The organism is Geoglobus sp., assembly GCF_054018175.1.
On sequence record NZ_JBPLZQ010000090.1, the window covers coordinates 1 to 19,347 of the forward strand.

General features: G+C 50.8%; 18 protein-coding genes and 1 tRNA gene. 10 read left to right on the forward strand and 9 right to left on the reverse strand.

From position 1 onward, the window contains the following. The first annotated feature begins 502 nt into the window (after positions 1 to 502). From ACXJJC_RS07000 to ACXJJC_RS07020, 5 genes are all read left to right on the forward strand, one after another. Positions 503 to 820 carry a hypothetical protein gene (locus ACXJJC_RS07000; RefSeq protein ID WP_456370499.1) on the forward strand — a complete coding sequence of 106 codons (318 nt, stop codon included), beginning with the start codon at positions 503 to 505 and terminating at the stop codon, positions 818 to 820. Next, a complete protein-coding gene (locus ACXJJC_RS07005) occupies positions 817 to 1,020 on the forward strand; it encodes a hypothetical protein (protein WP_456370501.1) in 204 nt (67 codons plus the stop codon). Before ACXJJC_RS07000 ends, ACXJJC_RS07005 begins: the two co-directional genes overlap by 4 nt. Before the next feature lie 45 nt (positions 1,021 to 1,065). Continuing rightward, positions 1,066 to 1,221, forward strand: a complete 156-nt coding sequence (locus ACXJJC_RS07010; protein ID WP_456370503.1) for a hypothetical protein — start codon at positions 1,066 to 1,068, stop codon at positions 1,219 to 1,221. Positions 1,222 to 1,369: 148 nt separating this feature from the next. Beyond that, positions 1,370 to 2,122: a CRISPR-associated protein Csx14 gene (locus ACXJJC_RS07015; RefSeq protein ID WP_456370504.1), complete on the forward strand. Its 753-nt coding sequence runs from the start codon at positions 1,370 to 1,372 to the stop codon at positions 2,120 to 2,122. Beyond that, positions 2,119 to 3,390: a TM1812 family CRISPR-associated protein gene (locus tag ACXJJC_RS07020; protein WP_456370506.1), complete on the forward strand. Its 1,272-nt coding sequence runs from the start codon at positions 2,119 to 2,121 to the stop codon at positions 3,388 to 3,390. Before ACXJJC_RS07015 ends, ACXJJC_RS07020 begins: the two co-directional genes overlap by 4 nt. Positions 3,391 to 3,471: 81 nt before the next feature. On the opposite strand, the gene ACXJJC_RS07025 is transcribed toward ACXJJC_RS07020, so the two are convergent. The 3 genes from ACXJJC_RS07025 to ACXJJC_RS07035 are packed head-to-tail and all read right to left on the reverse strand — an operon-like array spanning position 3,472 to position 4,986. Then, positions 3,472 to 3,600 (reverse strand): hypothetical protein, encoded by a 129-nt coding sequence (locus tag ACXJJC_RS07025; RefSeq protein ID WP_456370508.1) that lies wholly within the window; start codon positions 3,598 to 3,600, stop codon positions 3,472 to 3,474. Next, the gene (locus tag ACXJJC_RS07030) at positions 3,597 to 4,370 is read right to left on the reverse strand and encodes a sulfide-dependent adenosine diphosphate thiazole synthase (protein WP_456370510.1); all 774 of its coding nucleotides are present in this window, start codon (positions 4,368 to 4,370) and stop codon (positions 3,597 to 3,599) included. Before ACXJJC_RS07030 ends, ACXJJC_RS07025 begins: the two co-directional genes overlap by 4 nt. Positions 4,371 to 4,386: 16 nt before the next feature. Continuing rightward, entirely contained in the window at positions 4,387 to 4,986 is a 600-nt protein-coding gene (locus ACXJJC_RS07035) for a LysE family transporter (protein WP_456370512.1), read from the reverse strand. Positions 4,987 to 5,034: 48 nt separating this feature from the next. Here ACXJJC_RS07035 and ACXJJC_RS07040 point away from each other — a divergent pair, with 48 nt between their 5' ends. The 5 genes from ACXJJC_RS07040 (at position 5,035) to ACXJJC_RS07060 (ending at position 12,191) form a co-directional block, all read left to right on the forward strand. Beyond that, complete coding sequence (locus ACXJJC_RS07040) at positions 5,035 to 5,736, forward strand: queuosine precursor transporter (RefSeq protein WP_456370514.1); 702 nt, start codon at positions 5,035 to 5,037, stop codon at positions 5,734 to 5,736. A 31-nt stretch (positions 5,737 to 5,767) separates the two neighbouring features. After that, positions 5,768 to 6,067, forward strand: a complete 300-nt coding sequence (locus ACXJJC_RS07045) for a hypothetical protein (protein ID WP_456370516.1) — start codon at positions 5,768 to 5,770, stop codon at positions 6,065 to 6,067. A 32-nt stretch (positions 6,068 to 6,099) separates the two neighbouring features. Then, the gene (iorA, locus tag ACXJJC_RS07050) at positions 6,100 to 7,971 is read left to right on the forward strand and encodes an indolepyruvate ferredoxin oxidoreductase subunit alpha (RefSeq protein ID WP_456370518.1); all 1,872 of its coding nucleotides are present in this window, start codon (positions 6,100 to 6,102) and stop codon (positions 7,969 to 7,971) included. Positions 7,972 to 7,975: 4 nt separating this feature from the next. Continuing rightward, a complete protein-coding gene (gene iorB / locus ACXJJC_RS07055) occupies positions 7,976 to 8,566 on the forward strand; it encodes an indolepyruvate ferredoxin oxidoreductase subunit beta (protein WP_456370520.1) in 591 nt (196 codons plus the stop codon). Positions 8,567 to 8,744: 178 nt separating this feature from the next. Then, entirely contained in the window at positions 8,745 to 12,191 is a 3,447-nt protein-coding gene (locus ACXJJC_RS07060) for a right-handed parallel beta-helix repeat-containing protein (protein ID WP_456370522.1), read from the forward strand. A gap of 36 nt (positions 12,192 to 12,227) precedes the next feature. Here ACXJJC_RS07060 and ACXJJC_RS07065 read toward each other — a convergent pair whose 3' ends face one another. The 6 genes from ACXJJC_RS07065 to ACXJJC_RS07090 form a co-directional block, all read right to left on the reverse strand. Further along, complete coding sequence (locus ACXJJC_RS07065) at positions 12,228 to 13,496, reverse strand: amidohydrolase (protein ID WP_456370524.1); 1,269 nt, start codon at positions 13,494 to 13,496, stop codon at positions 12,228 to 12,230. Positions 13,497 to 13,962: 466 nt separating this feature from the next. After that, a tRNA-Ile gene (locus ACXJJC_RS07070) sits at positions 13,963 to 14,037 on the reverse strand. Positions 14,038 to 14,166: 129 nt separating this feature from the next. Beyond that, on the reverse strand, positions 14,167 to 16,599 hold the full coding sequence (locus ACXJJC_RS07075) for a heavy metal translocating P-type ATPase (protein ID WP_456370526.1): 2,433 nt from the start codon (positions 16,597 to 16,599) through the stop codon (positions 14,167 to 14,169). A gap of 81 nt (positions 16,600 to 16,680) precedes the next feature. Next, complete coding sequence (locus tag ACXJJC_RS07080) at positions 16,681 to 18,738, reverse strand: heavy metal translocating P-type ATPase (RefSeq protein WP_456370528.1); 2,058 nt, start codon at positions 18,736 to 18,738, stop codon at positions 16,681 to 16,683. Positions 18,739 to 18,750: 12 nt separating this feature from the next. Continuing rightward, a complete protein-coding gene (locus tag ACXJJC_RS07085; protein ID WP_456370530.1) occupies positions 18,751 to 19,077 on the reverse strand; it encodes an SHOCT domain-containing protein in 327 nt (108 codons plus the stop codon). Positions 19,078 to 19,175: 98 nt separating this feature from the next. Beyond that, positions 19,176 to 19,328, reverse strand: a complete 153-nt coding sequence (locus ACXJJC_RS07090) for a PIN domain-containing protein (RefSeq protein ID WP_456370532.1) — start codon at positions 19,326 to 19,328, stop codon at positions 19,176 to 19,178. Positions 19,329 to 19,347 lie beyond the last annotated feature (19 nt).

A 19,347-nucleotide genomic window follows, 5' to 3' on the forward strand; every position in this document is an offset into this window, starting at 1 on the left:
TAAGGAGGACGGCAACTCCACCTCCACAACCTCGCGCGGGAACACCTCCAGAATCTCATAAGGAGAACGGCAACCGCTCACCTTTCAAGTAGCCAATTGCTGTGTTAAGGCGAATCTCATAAGGAGAACGGCAACTGACGAGGAAAGACTCTATTGATGGTTTGCTGAACTCAAGGAATCTCATAAGGAGAACCTGCAGAAATTCTCCACGTTCCCGATGAGCCTTTAGAGCTGGTGGCATGGGAGAAGTTCGGGGATCAACTTGATTTTCATCACTCGGAGAATTCAGGATTTCCCCAAGTTGCCATGGAGTCGAAGCAGGCTCACGCATCCTCTCGGGTTCGTGATCCTTCGGGATATCAGGTACATCAGTTAGAGGATGTCTCAGATGTTCGAAAGGCTTAACAGGGAGTTGCGGAGTATGATATGCTGGAATTCGATCAGTATTCAAACGATCTCAGGATAATCGGGGCCAGTGAGACAGAGAGGAGGACGAAGCATTATGGGTAAAAGATTCACAAAAGAGATCAGAATTGGAAGAATTCGTATTCTCTACCATGAGGGTATTGAGAGCCACATTTTAAAACACGAGAACGTTAAGCTATCCGAAGCGAGGGAAGCTTTAAACCAGAAGTTTGTAATGCTACATCTTGGAGGCACAGATTACATGTTCATAGCTCAGAATCCGTATTCGGGGAAATACATCACAGTATTCCTGGAGAAAATTTCAGGATCCACTCTCCGATTGAAAACAATCAGACTCTCAACCTCAGCCGAGAAAAAGTATTATAACAAAAAAAGTCAGAAGGTGAATCAATGATCAGTAAGGAAGAACTGGAGAGATTGAACAAGCTTGCCGAAAAGGCTATCGAGGAGGATAAGGGAGTGATAGTTATACCAGATGAAGTTGAATTCGTGAAAATTCCTGAAAAAGCCACATTTGTAAGAGGTCATTACCGCAGGATTAACGGAAAAAGGGTTTACGTCAGACCTTATCTGAGAAGAAGGAGAAAGAAGTGAGGTTTGTTCCTGTTCGTTTTTATAAAGCCGTAACAATTTTGTAACGTGCGGGATTTTGATGCTAAAGGCAACCTATCTGGCTGGTGGAAGATTTCTGCAAGCCTCAAAAACCTGAAAAAGCCTGAAGAGTTTAGGGAAATGCCGGGGGAGTTGAATGGTCTGTCTAACTCCATGAGAAGAACGACAATACGAGAAATCTGAGCTGCTCCTCAGTCCATCCCCGCTTTTCCGGAATCTCAAAAAGAGAACAACCACCCCTCCAGCATACCGATTGACAGGAGCTTTCGGGCGGGTAAGGGAGCTTAACAGCTTTCGGAAATTTTATTAAAGAAGCACACAGGTGTGGAGAGTGGAGGTTTTCGGAATGAAGGTTGCCGTGATAGCGCCGCTTGGAATGAGCCCTCCCGTGGTTACGGCCTTCGTCAATCACGTTGGAAACGTCAGGGATCTTGTTGTCATAACCACATCTGACGAGAGGGTGAAGCAGGGCTTCTCGCTCGTTGAAACAGCTATGAGGGTCAGGTACCCCAGAACGAGAGTCCACGAGGTGGAGGTTCCGTTCGAGGACATAACCACGGAGGAGCAGAACTTCGAGTTCATGCGAGTTGCCGGGAGGGTCATAAGGAGGCAGAAGGAGAAATTCGGCTCTGATGTGGTCTACCTGAACGTTGCGGGTGGCAGGAAGAACATGTGCATAACTCTCGCGATCCTCGGCCAGTTTCTGAACGTGGACGGGGTCTTCCACGTAGTTTCTCCGGACGTGAAGGTTGTTAACGAGATGCTGGAAAACCTCAGGCAGGACATCGAGAGGATTCACAGGGCAGAGAGCGAGGAGGAGAGGCTGAGGATTTACGGCGAGAAGGCAAGGTACTTCGACGCGCTGATGTTTCCCGGGGATTACAGGGTGGTGAGAATCCCCACGGTCCCAATTCCCGGAGATCACATGCAGAGGCTTCTGGACATCCTGTACAACGACAAACTGGACAGCCTGACGTACTCGGAGAGGGAGCTGCTGTTGAGACACGGGCTGATAGAGAAGTACGGAAGTAGGTATCGGGTTACGGAGTTCGGTAAGAGGTTTGCAGAGGTGTTGATCAGGTGACCACCATTTTTCAGGTAATCGGGAAACCCGAATCGTATCAGGAAAAGGAGTTCATAATCGATGGAGATAGTTACAAAACCTGCCTGTGCTCTGATGCGCTCAGAAAACATCTCAAAAAGGAAGGTGGAGCTGCTGAACTCGTCGTTTTCGTACCTGAAAGCATGCTGCTTGGTGAAGATCTCGATAGCTTCTGCAGAAAGCTAAACGATAGAGGTGTGGAAGATTTTGAGGCAGTCATCATCCCCTCGGTGGGCAGATACAGTAATGGGGGTGAGGAGGTCGACTTCAGGGGGAGTGTCGAGACAATCACCACGGCAATCCTCATCCACCTCCTGAGGAGAAGGCCGGAAAATCTGTTAATCGACCTGTCAACGGGGTTCAACATTTACCCGGTCAGCCTGCTTGAGGCGACGAAAAGGTATCTCACATACAGGAAGATGGAGAGGATTCTTCAGGATCAGCCAGGCGTCAGCGCGAAAGCGGTGTTCACCCCTCCAGTAACAAGGGATGTTTGGCACTATGCGGTCGAAATCCAGCCCCTGGACGTGAAGGCGTTCTTCTCCCTTCCCGGGGCGAACATCGACAGGGTGGTGGGAAAATGTCCTGAAAGTCTGAAAACGAAGCTTGCAGAGATAAACAGGGGAAGCGCGGAAGTTAAGAGGGAGTTCAGACGCATGTACGAGGAGCTTGTGCTGGCGTACAATGCGGTGAGGCTGAACGTTCCGCTCGCGTTTTACGAGCTCCTGAAGATGGACGTAAGCGTGGACGATCTGGAGCGCAGAATTCTGGATTTCGTGGAAAAATTTCTGGAGCCATACAGAGACGGTGAAACTGTGGAGCGGTTTCCTGTTGATGGAGTCAATGTGTCCGGCATTTTCTACGCGATTGCAATGTTCAGGAGTCTGAAAGAGTTCAGAAAGTCACTTCACGAGCCGGAGGTGGGTGAGATACTGGATAAATTCTCGGTTGTTTACAGGAACAGACACCTGGGACTCGGCGTGAACGAGTACTTCCTGCAGAGGGACATCGAGGAGGTGGTAGACCTTGCTGACAAGCTCGGGGATGGTGAGCAGGAGATCCTCGGAATTTTAAAGCACGGAAAAGAATTCTGTAAGAGCAGGGTGGAGAAGAGGAACTTTTTTGCCCACAGCGGTTTTCTAAAGGAGTTCACAGTTGTGAGAAAGGAGGGTGGGAGGGTGATGGTTGGGTGGATGGAGGACAGACTGAGAGAGATTAAAAGCTGGATTCTCAACCCCGATAAAAATTAGCTCTGCAAGGTCTTGCTTTTTTAATGGCAGGCAGCCCGTATGGCAGGTCCAAAGAATAAAAAATGGGCGCGATTCCAGCCCTCACTCCCTCAGCACTTTTCTGCACTCGACGCACAGGCCGTGGTGGAAGTGGCACCTCTGACAGATCGCCCTCCCACACCTCCTGCACCTCTGGTTTGCTATTCTTATCCCGCAGATCTGGCACCTCATTTCTTCAGGTCGAACATTATCTGCTCTGCCACCTTTCTTCCGGAAAGCAGCATTCCGCCGAATATCGGTCCCATCCTCGGCAGACCGTGGACCGCTGAAACCGCCATGCCAGCCGCGTAAAGACCTTCTGCGACCTTTCCGGTCTTCTCGACGACAAGCTTCTCGCTCATCTCGCTGTAGGCAGACTTCTCTCCGTGGATGAATATGTCGAGTTCGGGTATTTTCCGGGCGGCAACGCTTATGACCTCAGCGTCATGGCCTGTCGCATCGACAACGGCCCTGCTCTCGACCATGAGGGGGTCAACGTGTAGGCCGGAAATCTGAACCGCACTCCACTGGACGAGCACGCCTGAAATCCTAAGCGGGTCGGGCCTGAAGACCACATCGTCAACCGTGACTCCGAGGAGGACCTTCGCGCCACTCTCAACAGCGTAGTATGAGAGTTTGGCGAGAAACTCAGCCGAATCAACCGCATAAAGCCCGCTCTCGACCTCCTCGAGTCTCATTCCGAACTCTTCTGCTATCTCCTTAGCCTCTTCCTCGATGACGATTTTGTGGAATAGCATTCCACCTCCGCCTATGCCACCTCCAAAGCTGAGCCTCCTCTCGAAGACCACAACGTCGAAGCCAAAGTCTCTCAGGTAGTGGGCCGCAGCCAGTCCTGCAGGCCCCGCACCGACAACGACAACATCGGTCTCGCTGATCCTCTCCCAGTCCTTCGCAGCCTCCCTGACGATAATCCTGGTTATGTTCTTCTCGCTGAATGCCATGGTATAGCAAGTGATCTCAGAGATATAAATGTAGCGTGCTGATTGAAGTTACGACGAAGTACGTGCCGAAAATAATCAGTATCGCTGACGACACGTAACTCAGCGCCTTCTCCAGTCCCCTGATCTCCGAGAGTTTTTTTGAAAAGTAAGAGACGAAACCGAGCCATCCGAAGTCGCAGGCCTCGTGCAGGATTATGAAAACGACGAGGCCGGCAACGCCGAACTCAATTGAGAGCAGCACGAGGGTCAGTCCGACGGTGAGCCACCACACGATGAAGTAGGGGTTGAGGGCGCTCATCAGCACTCCCGAAAGCACACCCCTCATTTTCACCTCCCCACCGCCACCTCTCAGCTCTCTGTAAGCGAGGTAAAACATCACAACTCCGCCAGCGAGAGAGATTGCGCTCTTCCACGCTCCGAGCTCCACGAACCTGCCGAAGGCGTAGAGGGAAAGAATTATTGGGATCTCGATCATCGCGTGGCCGAGTGAGACCTCGAGCCCTGCGAACCTGTTCCTCTTGCCCTCCGCAATCGTGACGGCAAGCAGAGGCCCGGGGGCGAGAACCCCGCTCAGCGATATGCTGACGACTGTGAGCGCGAAGAGGGGAAAGTCCATGGTTGCAGGTGGTCAAAATTTAAATAAAGGTTCTCATCCAGTGCAGACATGCTCCCGAACGAGGTGCTGTGGTTCATACTGCTCATCGTCAGCTTTGTGGCCATTACACTGATGTACAGGCTTTTCGGCAGGGCAGGGCTCTACGTGTGGATAGGCATGGCAATTATACTCGCAAACGTGCAGGTCGCCAAGATGATCGAGTTCTTCGGCCTCGTCACGGCGATGGGCAACATAATCTACGGCACAACGTTTCTGGCTACAGACATTCTCGCAGAAAAGTACGGCAAGGAGGCTGCGAGGAGAGGTGTGTTCGTCGGCTTCTTAGTGCTGATTGCGACGACGGTGATAATGCAGATAACCCTTGCCTTCACACCCGCCCCGGAAGACACCCTCGATCCTGCCCTGAGGCAGATCTTCGGCTTCATGCCCAGCGTTACAGTTTCAAGCCTGACTGCATACCTGATTTCGCAGCTTCATGACGTCTGGGCATTCCACTTCTGGAAGGAAAAGACGAGGGGCAGGTTCCTCTGGCTCAGAAACAACGCATCAACCCTGGTCTCTCAGCTGATAGACAACGCAACGTTCACTCTGCTGTTCTTCGTGGTCTTCAACCCCCAGCTGTTCGCCGACCTCGGGTGGCAGGGAATCTGGGAGATATTCATAACATCCTACGTTATGAAATTCATCGTCGCAATCCTCGACACACCGTTCATCTATCTGGCGACGAGGATAAACCCTGAGGAGGGTTAAGGTTTTTTAGCCTGCCCGCTCATATCCTTTTATGAGTCTGACATTCATCGTCTTTCTGCTCGGCATGGTGTACGGCTTTGTGAATACCGGTAAGGAGGACAGGCTCGGGCTTATCAGGAAGTCGCTGATCATTGGATTTGTGTTCGGATTGCTCGTAGCCCTGGCGTTTTTCATCTTCACGATTCCCGCGGCACTTGTCTTGCCAGTCCTGCCTCTGCTTGGAGGAATTGCAGGCGTCCTGGTCGGTATGTTCGCGGCCCTTTACTTCGGTGTGGTCTTTGCCGTGGGCACGATCGTCGGAGACATACTCGAGTCCCTGATAAAACGCTAATTTTTTAAAGCTGAGTTCCCGGCTTTAAGAGCATGTTAAAGGATGTCATACTCGACGATCCTGGGAGGAGGGTGTTTCTTCTCGGCAACGAGGCGATTGCGAGAGGGGCTATAGAGGCTGGAATAGACGTTTTTTCCGCTTATCCCGGAACGCCCTCATCCGAAATTACTGACACGCTCAACTCAGCATGCAAATATCTTAAGGGGAGGATGGAGTACAGGATGGAGTACGCGGTGAACGAGAAGGTTGCCTTCGAGGTAGCAATAGGGGCGTCGCTTGCGGGTAAGAGGGGAATGACGGCCATGAAGCATGTGGGGCTGAACGTTGCTGCTGACTCGCTGTTCAGCTTTGCTTATGTCGGGGCGAGGGGTGGCTTTGTGTGTGTTTCAGCCGACGACCCGTCAATGCACTCGAGCCAGAACGAGCCGGACAACAGGTGGTACGGAATAGCCGCGAAGGTGCCGGTGGTTGAACCGTCAAGCGTGAGTGAGGCCAAGGAGCTGACGAAACTCTCGTTTGAACTGTCCGAAAGGTTCGGGCTTCCGTTCATTCTGAGGAGCTACACGAGGCTGAGCCACTCGAGCGGCATCGTGGAGCTGGGGGAGATCCCGGAGAAGAGGCTTGAGAGAGCTGGATGGGAGAGGCACCCGGATACTGACGTGATTCTCCCCGCTCATGCGAGAAGGCTGAAGCCGGTTCTTCAGAAGAAGCTCGCCGAGCTTGAGGACTTCTTCGCAAAGTCGGACATGAACTGGGTGGATGATGCGGAGGGGAGAAAGGGAGTAATTGCCTGTGGAATGAGCTACAACTACGCTGTCGAGGCGATGGAGAATCTCGGAGTTGAGATGCCCGTTCTCAAGCTCTCCTCGATGAACCCACTTCCGAGGAGGCTAATCGCTGACTTCCTCTCGAACCTCGACGAGGTGCTGGTGGTCGAGGAGGTTGATCCTGTTGTTGAGATGCAGGTAAGAGTGATGGCTGCAGAGTTTGGTGTAAGGGTTCACGGGAAGATGGATGGCTACCTGCCTGAGAACTATGAATACAACGTCTCAATCGTTCAGAAGGGGATTGCGAGGCTTGCGGGGAAGAGTTACGATTACTCTCACCTCCTCGAAACTGCCAGGAGCATGGCCGGGATCGCTCCCCCAAGACCCCCTGTGCTGTGTCCCGGCTGCCCGCACACCGCCACATTTTACGCGATCAGGAAGGTGGTGAATGAGCTCGGGAATGCTGCGCTTCCGAGTGACATAGGCTGCTACACGCTCGGAATAAACAAGCCGCTGGAGGCTGTGGACATAACGATATGCATGGGGGCGAGCGTCGGGACCTCCAACGGTCTGAGCTACGTACTCGACGATGCGATAATCGCAACCATCGGCGACTCCACGTTTTTCCACACCGGCATACCACCGCTCGTCAATGCAGTATACAACGGAAACAGGTTCGTGCTCGTGGTTCTCGACAACTCGACGACAGGCATGACCGGACATCAGCCCCACCCGGGAGTCGATGCGAAGGGGTGCGGGGAAAAGGGGCACGCGGTGAGGATAGAGGACGTCTGCAGGGCAATTGGCGTGAAGTTCGTCGAGGTCGTGAAGTCATACAACATAAAGGCACTTGAGGATGCGCTCAGGAGGGCGCTGAAACACGACGGGCCTGCGGTCATAGTCTCCAAGCAGCCGTGCGCGATTCTCTGGAACAGGGAGAGGAGGGCGAGAGGTGTAAGGATAACACCTTTCGAGGTGAGCGATGGGTGCATGGAGTGCATGAAGTGCGTGAGAGAGTTTACTTGCCCGGCGATATACATACAGGACGGAAGGCCCGTGATAGATTCGGCGCTCTGCGCTGGATGCGGAGTGTGTGCTGCGATCTGTCCGTACAGGGCAATAAAGCCGGCGAGGTGAGAGCGTGAAGGTGAACGTGCTGATTGTCGGAGTGGGTGGACAGGGCGTGCTCACGACATCCGGAATTCTCGCGAGAGCGGCGATGTACGAGGGTTTCAACGTCGTATCTGCGGAGACACACGGGATGGCCCAGCGTGGAGGAAGTGTCGAGGTTCATCTGAGATTTGGCAGTGTCATGGCACCGCTCATACCTTACGGGATGGCGGATTACCTCGCATCCCTCGAGCCTGTGGAGGTGCTGAGGTACGGGCAGTACATGAACGGGAAGACGAAGGTCCTCCTCAACACCCGTCCGATTTCTCCTCCGTCAGTCTCCACGGGAGAGGCGAGGTACCCGTCCATGGACGAAATCCTCGAGAGGGTTAGAGGAGTCACGGAGAACATCCATCTCATAAACGCTTCTGAAATTGCGGAAAGGCTCGGAAATGTTCAGGCTGCAAACGTTGTGATGGCCGGCGCACTGATTGGACTCGGTTTGCCCCTCAGCCTTGAATCAGTGGAAAGGGCGATAAACGAGGTCATGCCCGAAAGGATAAGGGAGCTGAACATCAGGGCGCTTAGAGAGGGGTTCGGGGTGGTAAGAGCTCACGTTTAAATTTTTTGAGACTTGAAACTTCTTCTTAAACGATGTTAACCAATTTGGAAGCACTCTTCCATTTGGCCTGATTTGTGGTGCGGATTTCAGGGAGGATTTATTTAGTGGCAAAATAATAATAACGATAGTTATATATACTATCAAAATTTTACTCTCATAGTATAGATTTAGTGGTGGTATGGTGAAAATTCAGATGGTCGTTTTGTTTTTAGGAGTGGTCGCTCTTGTTTCACTGGCAGCAGGGCAAGCAAATAATGAAAGCATAGTGTACATCTACAATGACACGATTCCTGAGGATCCGGCAAACTACTACTTCTTTTACAACGATTCCGATACAATCACTTTAAAGGTGCTTGTGAACGTGACTCCCAGCCCTCCGGTGAGCTACTTCAACGTCAGTGCTGACTTTGGCGGAGTAATCTCCTCTCCGGTCCCTGTAATGGTCTACAACGGTTCTGGTGTTGATATTGGAAGCTATTACGAGTTCACGCTGAAGTTCCCGATAGCAGGAGAGGTCGTTAACGAAACATTTCCCATCCGGATACCCGTCTACCTGAACGTCACAAACCAGAGCGATGGGACCGTGCTGAACGAAACAACCCTAATAAATTCCGGCTTAGCAATAATAAACTTCGATCCGAAGGAGGACGTTCCCGGCCTGAACAATCCCGAAACAACATCCTGGAGAGACATTGTCGACTTCAGTAACGTTACAGGACTTGTGTTTCAGCACAGTAGTGCTGGGCTTTTAGATGGGAAACTGGAGATTCTCGAGCCTGTAAATCTGCTTGATTATGATTTCATCCAGAGCCTTGACAAGCTTGGAAGCAATCTTATAATGGCATCCAGAGAGATGTCGATCAACAACGTTACAACTGCCATGAAGGAGTTCAACAAATCTTCGAGGATTACGATATACAATCTCACATGGGACAAAGTTGTGATTTATGCTGTTCCTGAGGGTGATAACGGACCAGTTGAGGTGTATAACTGGGCTGAAGAATATTACAATCCGGACTATCTTGCAGAATTACCAGCAATCTCACAGATGCCCAACGGTAACTATTCGGTGACTTTCACAGTTAACCACTGGACGACTTACGGTGTTGACGAGGCCCCTATCGTGAACATTAACAGTGGAGAGACCTTCACATCCATCCAAGCCGCAATATCAGCGGACAACACTACAGATGGCGACACCATCTATATAGGGTCGGGAGAATACAGTGAGGTTGTAAATGTAGAGAAGGGAGTCACATTGAAGGGTGAATCGAGAGACGCAACAGTTTTGAAGAACCCTCCGTTCGCTGAGACTAGTTATGTGATGTATCTGAGAAGCAACGTGACAGTTGAGCGCCTAACGGTAACAGGGACTTCATACGTAGAAGGGATATTCATTGCTGATAAGCAGTCCACAATACAAAACGTGACGATAAAGGATGTATTGGTAAACGGCACAAACTATTCTGGAATTTATGCAGTTAATGTGGATAACCTGCACCTGATCAACACCACGGTCACGTACACAAACAGCCAGGTGACACCTGATGGGGGAATATATCTCCAGTCAGTTACAAACTCCACTCTCACCAACGTGAGTGCAAAGAAAAACAAGTATGTTGGACTCAATGTGCTTTCATCATACAACGTTACAATCGTTGACAGCAAATTCACTGAGAACTGCGGAGGAATCATGGGTGGTGCTTACTTCGTTGATTCAGACGAAATATCTGTGGAGAACACGTATTTCAGCAACAACACGGCTTACGGGCTTACAATTGAAAATACTGGCAACGTCAGCATTTCTAACAGCTACTTCAACAACAATGCCTATTCCGGAGTTTACGTTCTCACATACGGAGAACTCTGGAGTGTTCACATAACTGACAGCGAAGTAATCGGAAATGAGAATTACGGTATCTACTATCAGGATGTTGGAGTTGTGTCCCTCTTTGACCTGCAGCTTCTGAGGAACAATATATCGAGTAATGCGGGTACTGGCATATTTCTCTCTGGGCATGTAGCTGGAGACATTAAGGACAATATTCTTATGGGGAATGATCCCGAGGGCCTGGATTATGGAAGTATATATGCCTACATGGCAGAAAATCTTACCGTAAATAACAATACCATTGTGAACAGCGGATACGGGATATATCTTCAAAATTCGGTGAATCTCACCGTATCTGGCAACACCATCGAGGGTATTGATTATGAGGGGATTTACGGGTACTTTCTGACTGACAGCAGGATAGCGGGCAACAGCATAAGCGATATCTATGGAGGGGAGGCTATCCGGCTTGATCAGGCCTCAAACGACAACGTGGTTGAGTCAAACGTGGTGTCTGGCTGTAGTTACGGTATAGCTGTGTACGGAGACGGCGAGTACGGCGTTTACAACAACACCGTCTTCAATAACACCGTGCAGAACTGCGTTTATGGAATTTACCTCGGATATGCCAGTGAAACGACGGTCGAGAACAACACGGTCGAGAGCAATGGAGAGGGGATCACGATTTACGACAGCCCGAACAACACCGTTAGATTCAACACAATCAGAGACAATGTTGGCGATACAGGAGTAGCTATTAACGGCAGCTCTCCGGATAATGTAATCAGTTACAACAACCTTGAAGGAAACATTCCTGGCATCGTGAACACAAATTCTCTAATCGAGGTTGATGCGAGATACAACTGGTGGAACTCCACGACGGGACCATCCGGAGACTTCAGCGGGAAGGGGGATGAAGCTTACGGGAACCTCTCTGTTTCTCCATGGCTTGACGCTCCGTATCCTGACGGGGAATCAATATCTGGAGAATTCGGTACCGTCAATCTGCCTGCAGGTGAGACGAATCTCAATGGAAGTGATTTCGGTCTCGGCAATGAGTTTCCGGTTGAGGTTACGGTTGATGCTAACGGCCCTGTCAGCGTCTTTGGAGGGTATTACAGCGATGAACCATCGAGTCAGGGGATAAGCATAGGCGATGGCTTCTTCTATGACATTTCAGTCAACAACTCTTCGGCTGTGAACAGCATGACCGTAAAAATAAGCTATGACGAGAATGCCCTGTCCCAGCTTGGATTGAGCGAGGACGACCTCAAAGCATACTGGTTTGACGGAAGTCAGTGGGTGGAATGCAGCGATTATACCGTCAACAAAAATCAGAACTACATTGAGATTTTCATAGACGATACAACATCTCCGTCTCTCGGTGACATGTTTGGCACACCGATCGCCCTGTTCGCACCGCCTCAGCCATCGTCAACATCCCCCACATCCTCAGGCGGTACAGGCGGTGGCGGGTTTGCCGGAAGAGGTGGATACTGGGTGACTCCAACGCCTTCGCCAACTCCAACGCCAGAGATCACTCCAGTGCCTGAAGAGACTCCGACAGCAACACCCACGCCTATGTCCACACCAGCAATGACTCCGGAGCCGATGCAATCTCCGGAAACCACGCCTGTGCAGGAGCAGACACCTGTCACAACACCGGTACCGGAAAAGACAACGGAAACACCTGCGGAATCGACGAAGGAACAGCCCGGAATTCCGGGCTTTGAGGCACTGGTGGGAATTCTCGCACTGGCCGGAGCGTCTGCAATGCTTATGAGGAGAAAATAATTTATATTTTATACACTTTATTTTTTGTATATTTTGCTATTGTGCTGTAAACTTCTCCTTCAGCCCCTCCACCTTATCATAAATTTTTTCCTCATCCACTGTGAGAATCACCCTGTCCTCCATGACAATCTCGCCGCTGACGATTAGATGCTGCACCTCCTCGCCGCTTGCAGAGTACACGAGGCCGTAGGTAGGGTTGTAGAGCGGATACAGGTGCTGGGATTTTGATAAAACTGCGATGTCTGCGAGATAACCCTCCTCGATTCTTCCTCCCCTGATTCCGTACGCAGCATATCCGTTTTCAGTGGCCATTCTGAGGACATCCTCTGCCTTAACCGCATCAGCCCTCATGTACTTTATTTTCTGGAGGAGTGATGCGAACTTCATCTCCTGGAAAAAGTTGTAGGAGTTGTTGCTCGCCGCCCCATCTGTGCCGAGGGCAACGGTGATGCCGGTGTCGAGCATGTCCCTTACCCTTGCGATTCCCGATGATAGCTTCATGTTGCTCACCGGGTTGTAAACCACGCTCACGCCCCTCTTTTTGAGAATTTCAAGCTCCTCATCGTCGAGCCACACACCATGGGCTATGATGACGTTATCATCGAGAAAACCAATCTTTTCGAGCAATCTGACCGGTGTGGTCCCGTACCGCTTCTTTATCTCTTCAATTTCCCACTGTGTCTCTGAAACGTGGATGTGTATCATGGTTTCCAGCCTGTCTGCCCTTTCCTTCACCGTTCTCAGAAATTCGGGCGTGCATGTGTAGGGTGCATGGGGGCCGTAAATTGCCTTGATCCTGCCATCGAACGCTCCGTCCCAGTCCGATATGAACTTCTCACCGATATCGAGTTCTCTTCTCGCCTTCTCTTCATCTCCCCTGTCCGCCATTCCGTAACAGAGCACAGCTCTGAGGCCTGCTTCTCCAGCCGCTTTTGCAACCTCGTCCATGTGGATGTAAAGGTCGCTGAAGCCAGCGATCCCGCTTTTCATCATCTCAACAATCGCAAGCATCGTGCCCCAGTAGATGTCCTCTGGAGTGAGAAGCCGCTCAAGCCTCCAGACGTTTTTCAGCCAGGTGTTCAGTTCCATGTCCTCTGCTATTCCCCTCAGCAGAGTCATTGCAGCGTGGGTGTGGGCGTTGAAGAATGCAGGAATGATTATGTTCCCGCATGCATCAAATTCGATTTCTCCCTTCAGCTCTTCCTTGGATACTCTTGCTATTTTATTCCCCTCTATCCCTATTGAAGCTCTGATGAATTTTCCATTGATGAAGCAGAGTCCGTTGTTTATCGCGATTGAGTACATGGGTTGCTCTTGGACGTGGTGGTTGATTAATGTTTGGGGCCGGGATGCGATCGTTTCGCCACTCGGCACGGCTTGCTCTCGTGACTTCATGTTTTCCTGTTTTTTGGGAGTTGGGGAATGAAATCATTTGGATTTGCACCACCATACAAAGAGACCCGTGCATAACTTCGTTGCTCTGAATGTCCTTTTGATTGGCGTGGTTGTTGCTCTGGGGTTCAGGGAAAAGAAGGTGTTGCAGAGGTTGGCTGAGAGTTAGTCTGGTAAGGACCCCAAAGGTGTTAGAATTCCTTGAGAGGCTCAGGACAGAACATTATGAATATTGCTCGATCTGCAAGAGGAAGCTTGAAAGGGTTGGTGTTGTAGCAATCGATGAAATAGCTAAGCGGCGTCGGTTATTGGTGCTGTGGTGATTTGATGGAAAGATGAATGTTGAGGTTTGGAGAGGTTTAATGAACTCATACATGGATGGGCCCGGAGGGATTTGAACCCTCGACCGCCCGGTTATGAGCCGGGCGCTCTGACCTGGCTAAGCTACGGGCCCTGACTTTGTTCACTCTCTATGATTTGTTTATAAGGATTTTGGAAGGGGACGACATGCCTCCAATAGAAAATTTCTCAGGTCCATCTGCAACAGTCCAGCAGAGCAATCACCAATAAAAAGAAAAATCGGTCAGTTCTTTCTCTTCACCGGGGGTACATAGTTCTTCATCAGCAGCGAGTTTGTGACGACGCTCACGCTGCTCATCGCCATTGCCAGTCCAGCCCATTCCGGCCTGAAGACTATGCCGAAGAATGGGTACAGCGCCCCTGCAGCCACGGGTATAAGCGCGGTGTTGTAGATTAAAGCCCAGAAGAGGTTCTGCTTTATCTTGCTCAGCGTCTTTTCGCTCAGCTGTATTGCAGCAACAACATTCCTCAGATCGTCCCTCATCAGGACTATTTCTCCGCTCTCCAGGGCAACATCGGTGCCACTCCCCATTGCTATGCCGAGGTCTGCCTGAGCTAGGGCAGGGGCATCGTTTATTCCATCACCCACAAATGCCACGACCTCCCCAGCCTCCTGAAGTCTCTTGACTTCCTCTGCCTTCTGGTGCGGGAGAACCTCGGCAATGACCGTGTCAATTCCGAGCTTTCTGGCTATCGCGCTCGCTGTTCTTCTGTTGTCTCCAGTAATCATCGCAACCTTCTTGCCCATTCTGTGCAGCTCATCTATTGCCTCAATGGCCGATTCCTTGATTGTGTCAGCAATTCCAATTACTCCCACAATCCTCTCTCTGTGAGCGACGATTATCGCTGTCTTTGCATCGTTTTCGAGACTCAGAAGGACATCCTCCACTTCCTTCCCGACCACAAGCCCGTGCTCGGTCATCAGCTTTCTGCTACCGACGAGTATTCTGTCACCATTGAACGTAGCGACGACTCCCTTTCCTGCAATGACCTCAAACTTCTCAGGTTCTCCAACCTCTATTCCCACCTCCTCGGCCTTCCTCAGGATCGCCTCTGCCAGCGGGTGCTCGCTCCTCTTTTCTGCGATGGAAGCTATCCTCAGCACCTCTGTTTCGTCACCTTCGAAAGCCACAACATCTGTCACTTCCGGCTTACCCTTAGTGAGGGTGCCTGTTTTGTCAAATGTCACAGTGGTAACCTTTCTGGCTATTTCCAGCGCTTCTCCATTCTTTATGAGAATCCCGAGTTCTGCACCCTTGCCCATGCCAACCGTCAGTGCCGTTGGCGTTGCAAGACCGAATGCACAGGGGCAGGCAATTACCAGAACTGCCACGAGTGTCGTGAACGCGAAGATCGCTGGCACATCCGCGATGAAGTACCAGTAAACAAAGGATGTTATGGCGATCGTAAGAACGACCGGTATGAAGTAAGTCACTATTTTATCCGCGAGTCTCTGTATCGGTGGTCTGCTACCCATCGCCTCCTCGACCAGCTTTATTATCTGAGCCAGCAGTGTGTCGCTCCCAACTCTCGTAGCCCTTATCTTCAGAACGCTGTTCCTGTTTATCGTCGCCCCAATGACTTCATCTCCGGCTTTCTTGAGCGTAGGTATCGGCTCACCCGTAATCATAGACTCGTCAACATAGCTTTCACCTTCAATTACGACTCCATCAACAGGTATTTTCTCTCCCGGTTTTACCAACACCACATCTCCCACATTCACGTCTTCTACAGGCACTTCGATCTCCTTGCCGTCCCTGATAACCACAGCAGTCTTTGCCTGCAACCCCATAAGCTTCTTTATGGCCTCACTCGTCCTTCCCTTCGCTATGGCCTCAAGTGTCCTGCCGAGGAGCAGAAACGCGAGAAGGAGAACTGCCGTCTCGTAAAACAGGTAATCCTCTGGTAAAAACCCGAGTGTCGAGATCACGCTCGCCACGTATGCTGAACCAACACCCATCGAGTACATAACATCCATGTTGAGCATTCTGTGCCTCAGTGCTCTCGCCGCAGCGGCGAACATTCCCCTGCCTGAGTAAAACATCACCGGTGTTGCCAGAACGAACTGAATCAGGCTGTTGTACGGTATTTCGGGAACTCCAACGTACTTGCCATACTGCAGGAACAGCAGTACTGCACCGACACCTGCAGCAACGAATAGCCTCTTCTTCATCTCCCTGACGTGGTCATGCTCCACGCTCTCTTCAGCTCCCCTTACTTCCTCACCTTCAACACCGAGGTACCTGTATCCTATCTCCTCTATTGCCTTTTTGATATCTTCAAGGCTTGTTACGTCTGGAAGGTAAGTTATCCTCGCCGTTTCAGTTGCTAAATTTACACCAACACTTTTGACTCCCGGAAGAGACCCTACAGCAGTTTCTATCGACTTGGCACATGAGGCGCAGGTCATTCCACCAATCTTCACGGTCACCGTGGTCTCGTTTTCAGGCACCGTGTAACCGATTTCCTCAACTGCCCTCTTGATATCATCAATCCGGACTTTCTCGGGATCCAGTTCCAAGTAGAGCGTCTCGGTTGCCAGATTTACCCTCGCGTTTTTCACACCATCCAGCTGCGATACTGCAAGTTCTATATTCCTTGCACATGACGTGCAGGTCATCCCCCCTACTTTCAGGCTAATTTTTTTCTCGTTCACATTGTTAATTTACATGCGAATAAATAAAAGTGTAACGTATAACAGATTGTAAAAAATTGCTAAAAAAAGAGTGCCAGTGTGTTATTTCAGCAGCCTCGCATTTATTGCCACGATCACGGTGCTGAGCGACATGAGAGCCGCTCCGACTGCAGGTGTTAAAAGGATCCCGAGGCCGTATGCAACACCAGCTGCGAGAGGTATCGCCACGCTGTTGTATCCCGTCGCCCATATGAGATTCTGAATCATCTTGCGGTAGGTCTTCCTTGACAGCTCGACGATCCTCACCACATCCCTCGGATCGCTCCTCACAAGTATGATATCTGCCGTCTCAATTGCAACATCGGTGCCTGCACCAATGGCAATACCGACGTCCGCCTGAGCCAGCGCGGGGGCGTCGTTTATTCCGTCTCCAACCATTGCAGTTACGTACTTTTCCTGAACCTTCTTGATTATCTCTGCCTTTTCGTGGGGCAGAACTTCAGCGAAGAACTCATCGAGGCCGAGTTCCTCGGACACCCACTTCGCCACGAGCTTGTTGTCTCCGGTGAGCATCATGCACTTGATCCCCATTTTCTTGAGGTTTGCAATGGCCTCCTTGGACTCCGGCTTTACACGGTCTGCGAGAGCCAGTGCCCCGATGACGTCACCGCCCTCGATGAGGAACACCACGGTCTTCCCCTGCTCCGCAAGCTTCCTGGCCTCCTTGCCCTCATCCACACCTATCTCCCTCAGATACCCGGGGCTTGCTATCTTGTAAGTTCTGCCGTTTATCTTGGCCTCAACACCCTTCCCCGGCACTGCCCTGAACTCATCCACGTTCTCAAGTTTCAGCCCCCTCCTCTCAGCCTCCTCCACAATGCTTCTGGCTATCGGGTGCTCAGAGTGGACTTCAATGCTGGCAGCGATTCTCAGGATCTCGTCCTTCTCGCCTTTAAAAGCCAGGATGTCAGTTACTCCGAACTTCCCCTCAGTAAGCGTTCCTGTCTTGTCAAACACCACTGCCTGAAGGTCTTTGGTCCTCTCAAACGCCTGTCTGTCCCTTATAAGCAAACCGTTTTTGGCAGCCAGCGACGTGGAAACTGCTACGACAAGAGGAACAGCAAGACCGAGAGCATGAGGACAGGAAATCACCATTACTGTAACGGCCCTCTCAACTGCAAAGGCGAGATCCTTTCCGAGTGCAATCCAGGAAGCGAACGTCACAGCCCCAGCAGTGAGTGCGATGATCGTCAGGTAGAAAGCCGCTCTGTTCGCCAGGTCCTGTGTTCTCGACTTCGTCTCCTGAGCCTGCCTGACGAGGTCAATAATCTGACTGAGGTATGTTTCCTTGCCGGTCTTTTTCACCTCCACCACAAGAGAGCCCTCCATGTTGATGGATCCACCGATTACCTCGTCCCCTTCTTTTTTGGGAACAGGTTTGCTCTCTCCCGTCAGCATCGACTCGTCAACGTAACTCTGACCATCAACAACGATGCCGTCAACAGGTATTTTCTCCCCGGGCTTAACGAGGACCCTGTCACCCGGCTTGAGGTTTTCAACCGACACCTCTGTAATTTCCCCATCCCTTATGAGGTGCGCGGTGGAGGGCATTATCTTTACGAGCTCTTCGAGAGCCCGGGACGCTCCGAGAACAGACTTCATCTCTATGTAGTGTCCAAGAAGCATGATGTCTATCAGAGTTGCAAGCTCCCAGAAGAAGTACTTGCCCTCAAGCCCGAAAACAACTGCCGTGCTGTAAACGTAAGCAGAGGATATGGCAACGGATATGAGCGTCATCATTCCGGGCATTCTCTTTCGGATTTCCTCGAGAAATCCTTTGAAGAAAGGATACCCACCGTAGAAATAAACGAAAGACGAGAGAGCGAAGAGTACCAGGTCGTCCCCCGGAAACGCTATTGAAATCCCAAGCAGAGACTGGATGAGGGGAGACAGCAAAAGTATCGGTACTGTCAGCACTAAGGAGACGTAAAATCTCTTTTTGAAGTCCTGCATCATGTGTCTGTGGTGGTCGTGGACCCGTCCGCGTTCTTCATGTTCGTGGCTCATCCCGGAGCCGTCAGGGTGCTCATGCTCTGTTGCATGACTTTCATGTCCGCCCATTTCCTCCCCATGAGCCCCATGCTCTCCGTGCTTCTCCATACCAACCCCCCTTCACTCGTTCAGTTCATTCTTCATTCTCTCGAACTCTTCCTTCGTAATTTCGCCTTTTGCATACCTTTCCTTGAGGATTTCAAGTGCATTACTCTTTTCCTCCTTTTTTTCCGATTTCTGCTGCTCTCTAACAGCAAGGTAAACAAGCAGGAAGATTATGCCCACCATCGGTATGAGAACGAGTATGAACCACAGCAATCCATTCATACCTCTCTTCTCCGCATCCTGGTATACCAAGTAGGCCACAACCACCCACAGAACCCACCAGAATATCATCCCGAACCCGAAAAATCCATACCCAAACGGGAACATGTGAAATCCGTCCATATTTATATATTATTTACAGCAACTATATAACAGTTACCATCGCTTTTTGTTCCCCACACTCAAAAACACGGCAGCTCAGGCCGAATATTGAACTGCCCCTACCTTATCCACAGAATGTCTGGATAAACTCCGTCAAACTCTCTATCTCCCGTTACAATAACCCCTTTCCTGTCAGTAGCGGTGGCAACTACGAAGGCATCAGCATAGGATAATCTGTGAATGGCTTTAACTCTCGCAGCGATCAATGCAATGCTCTCATCAACTCCAACG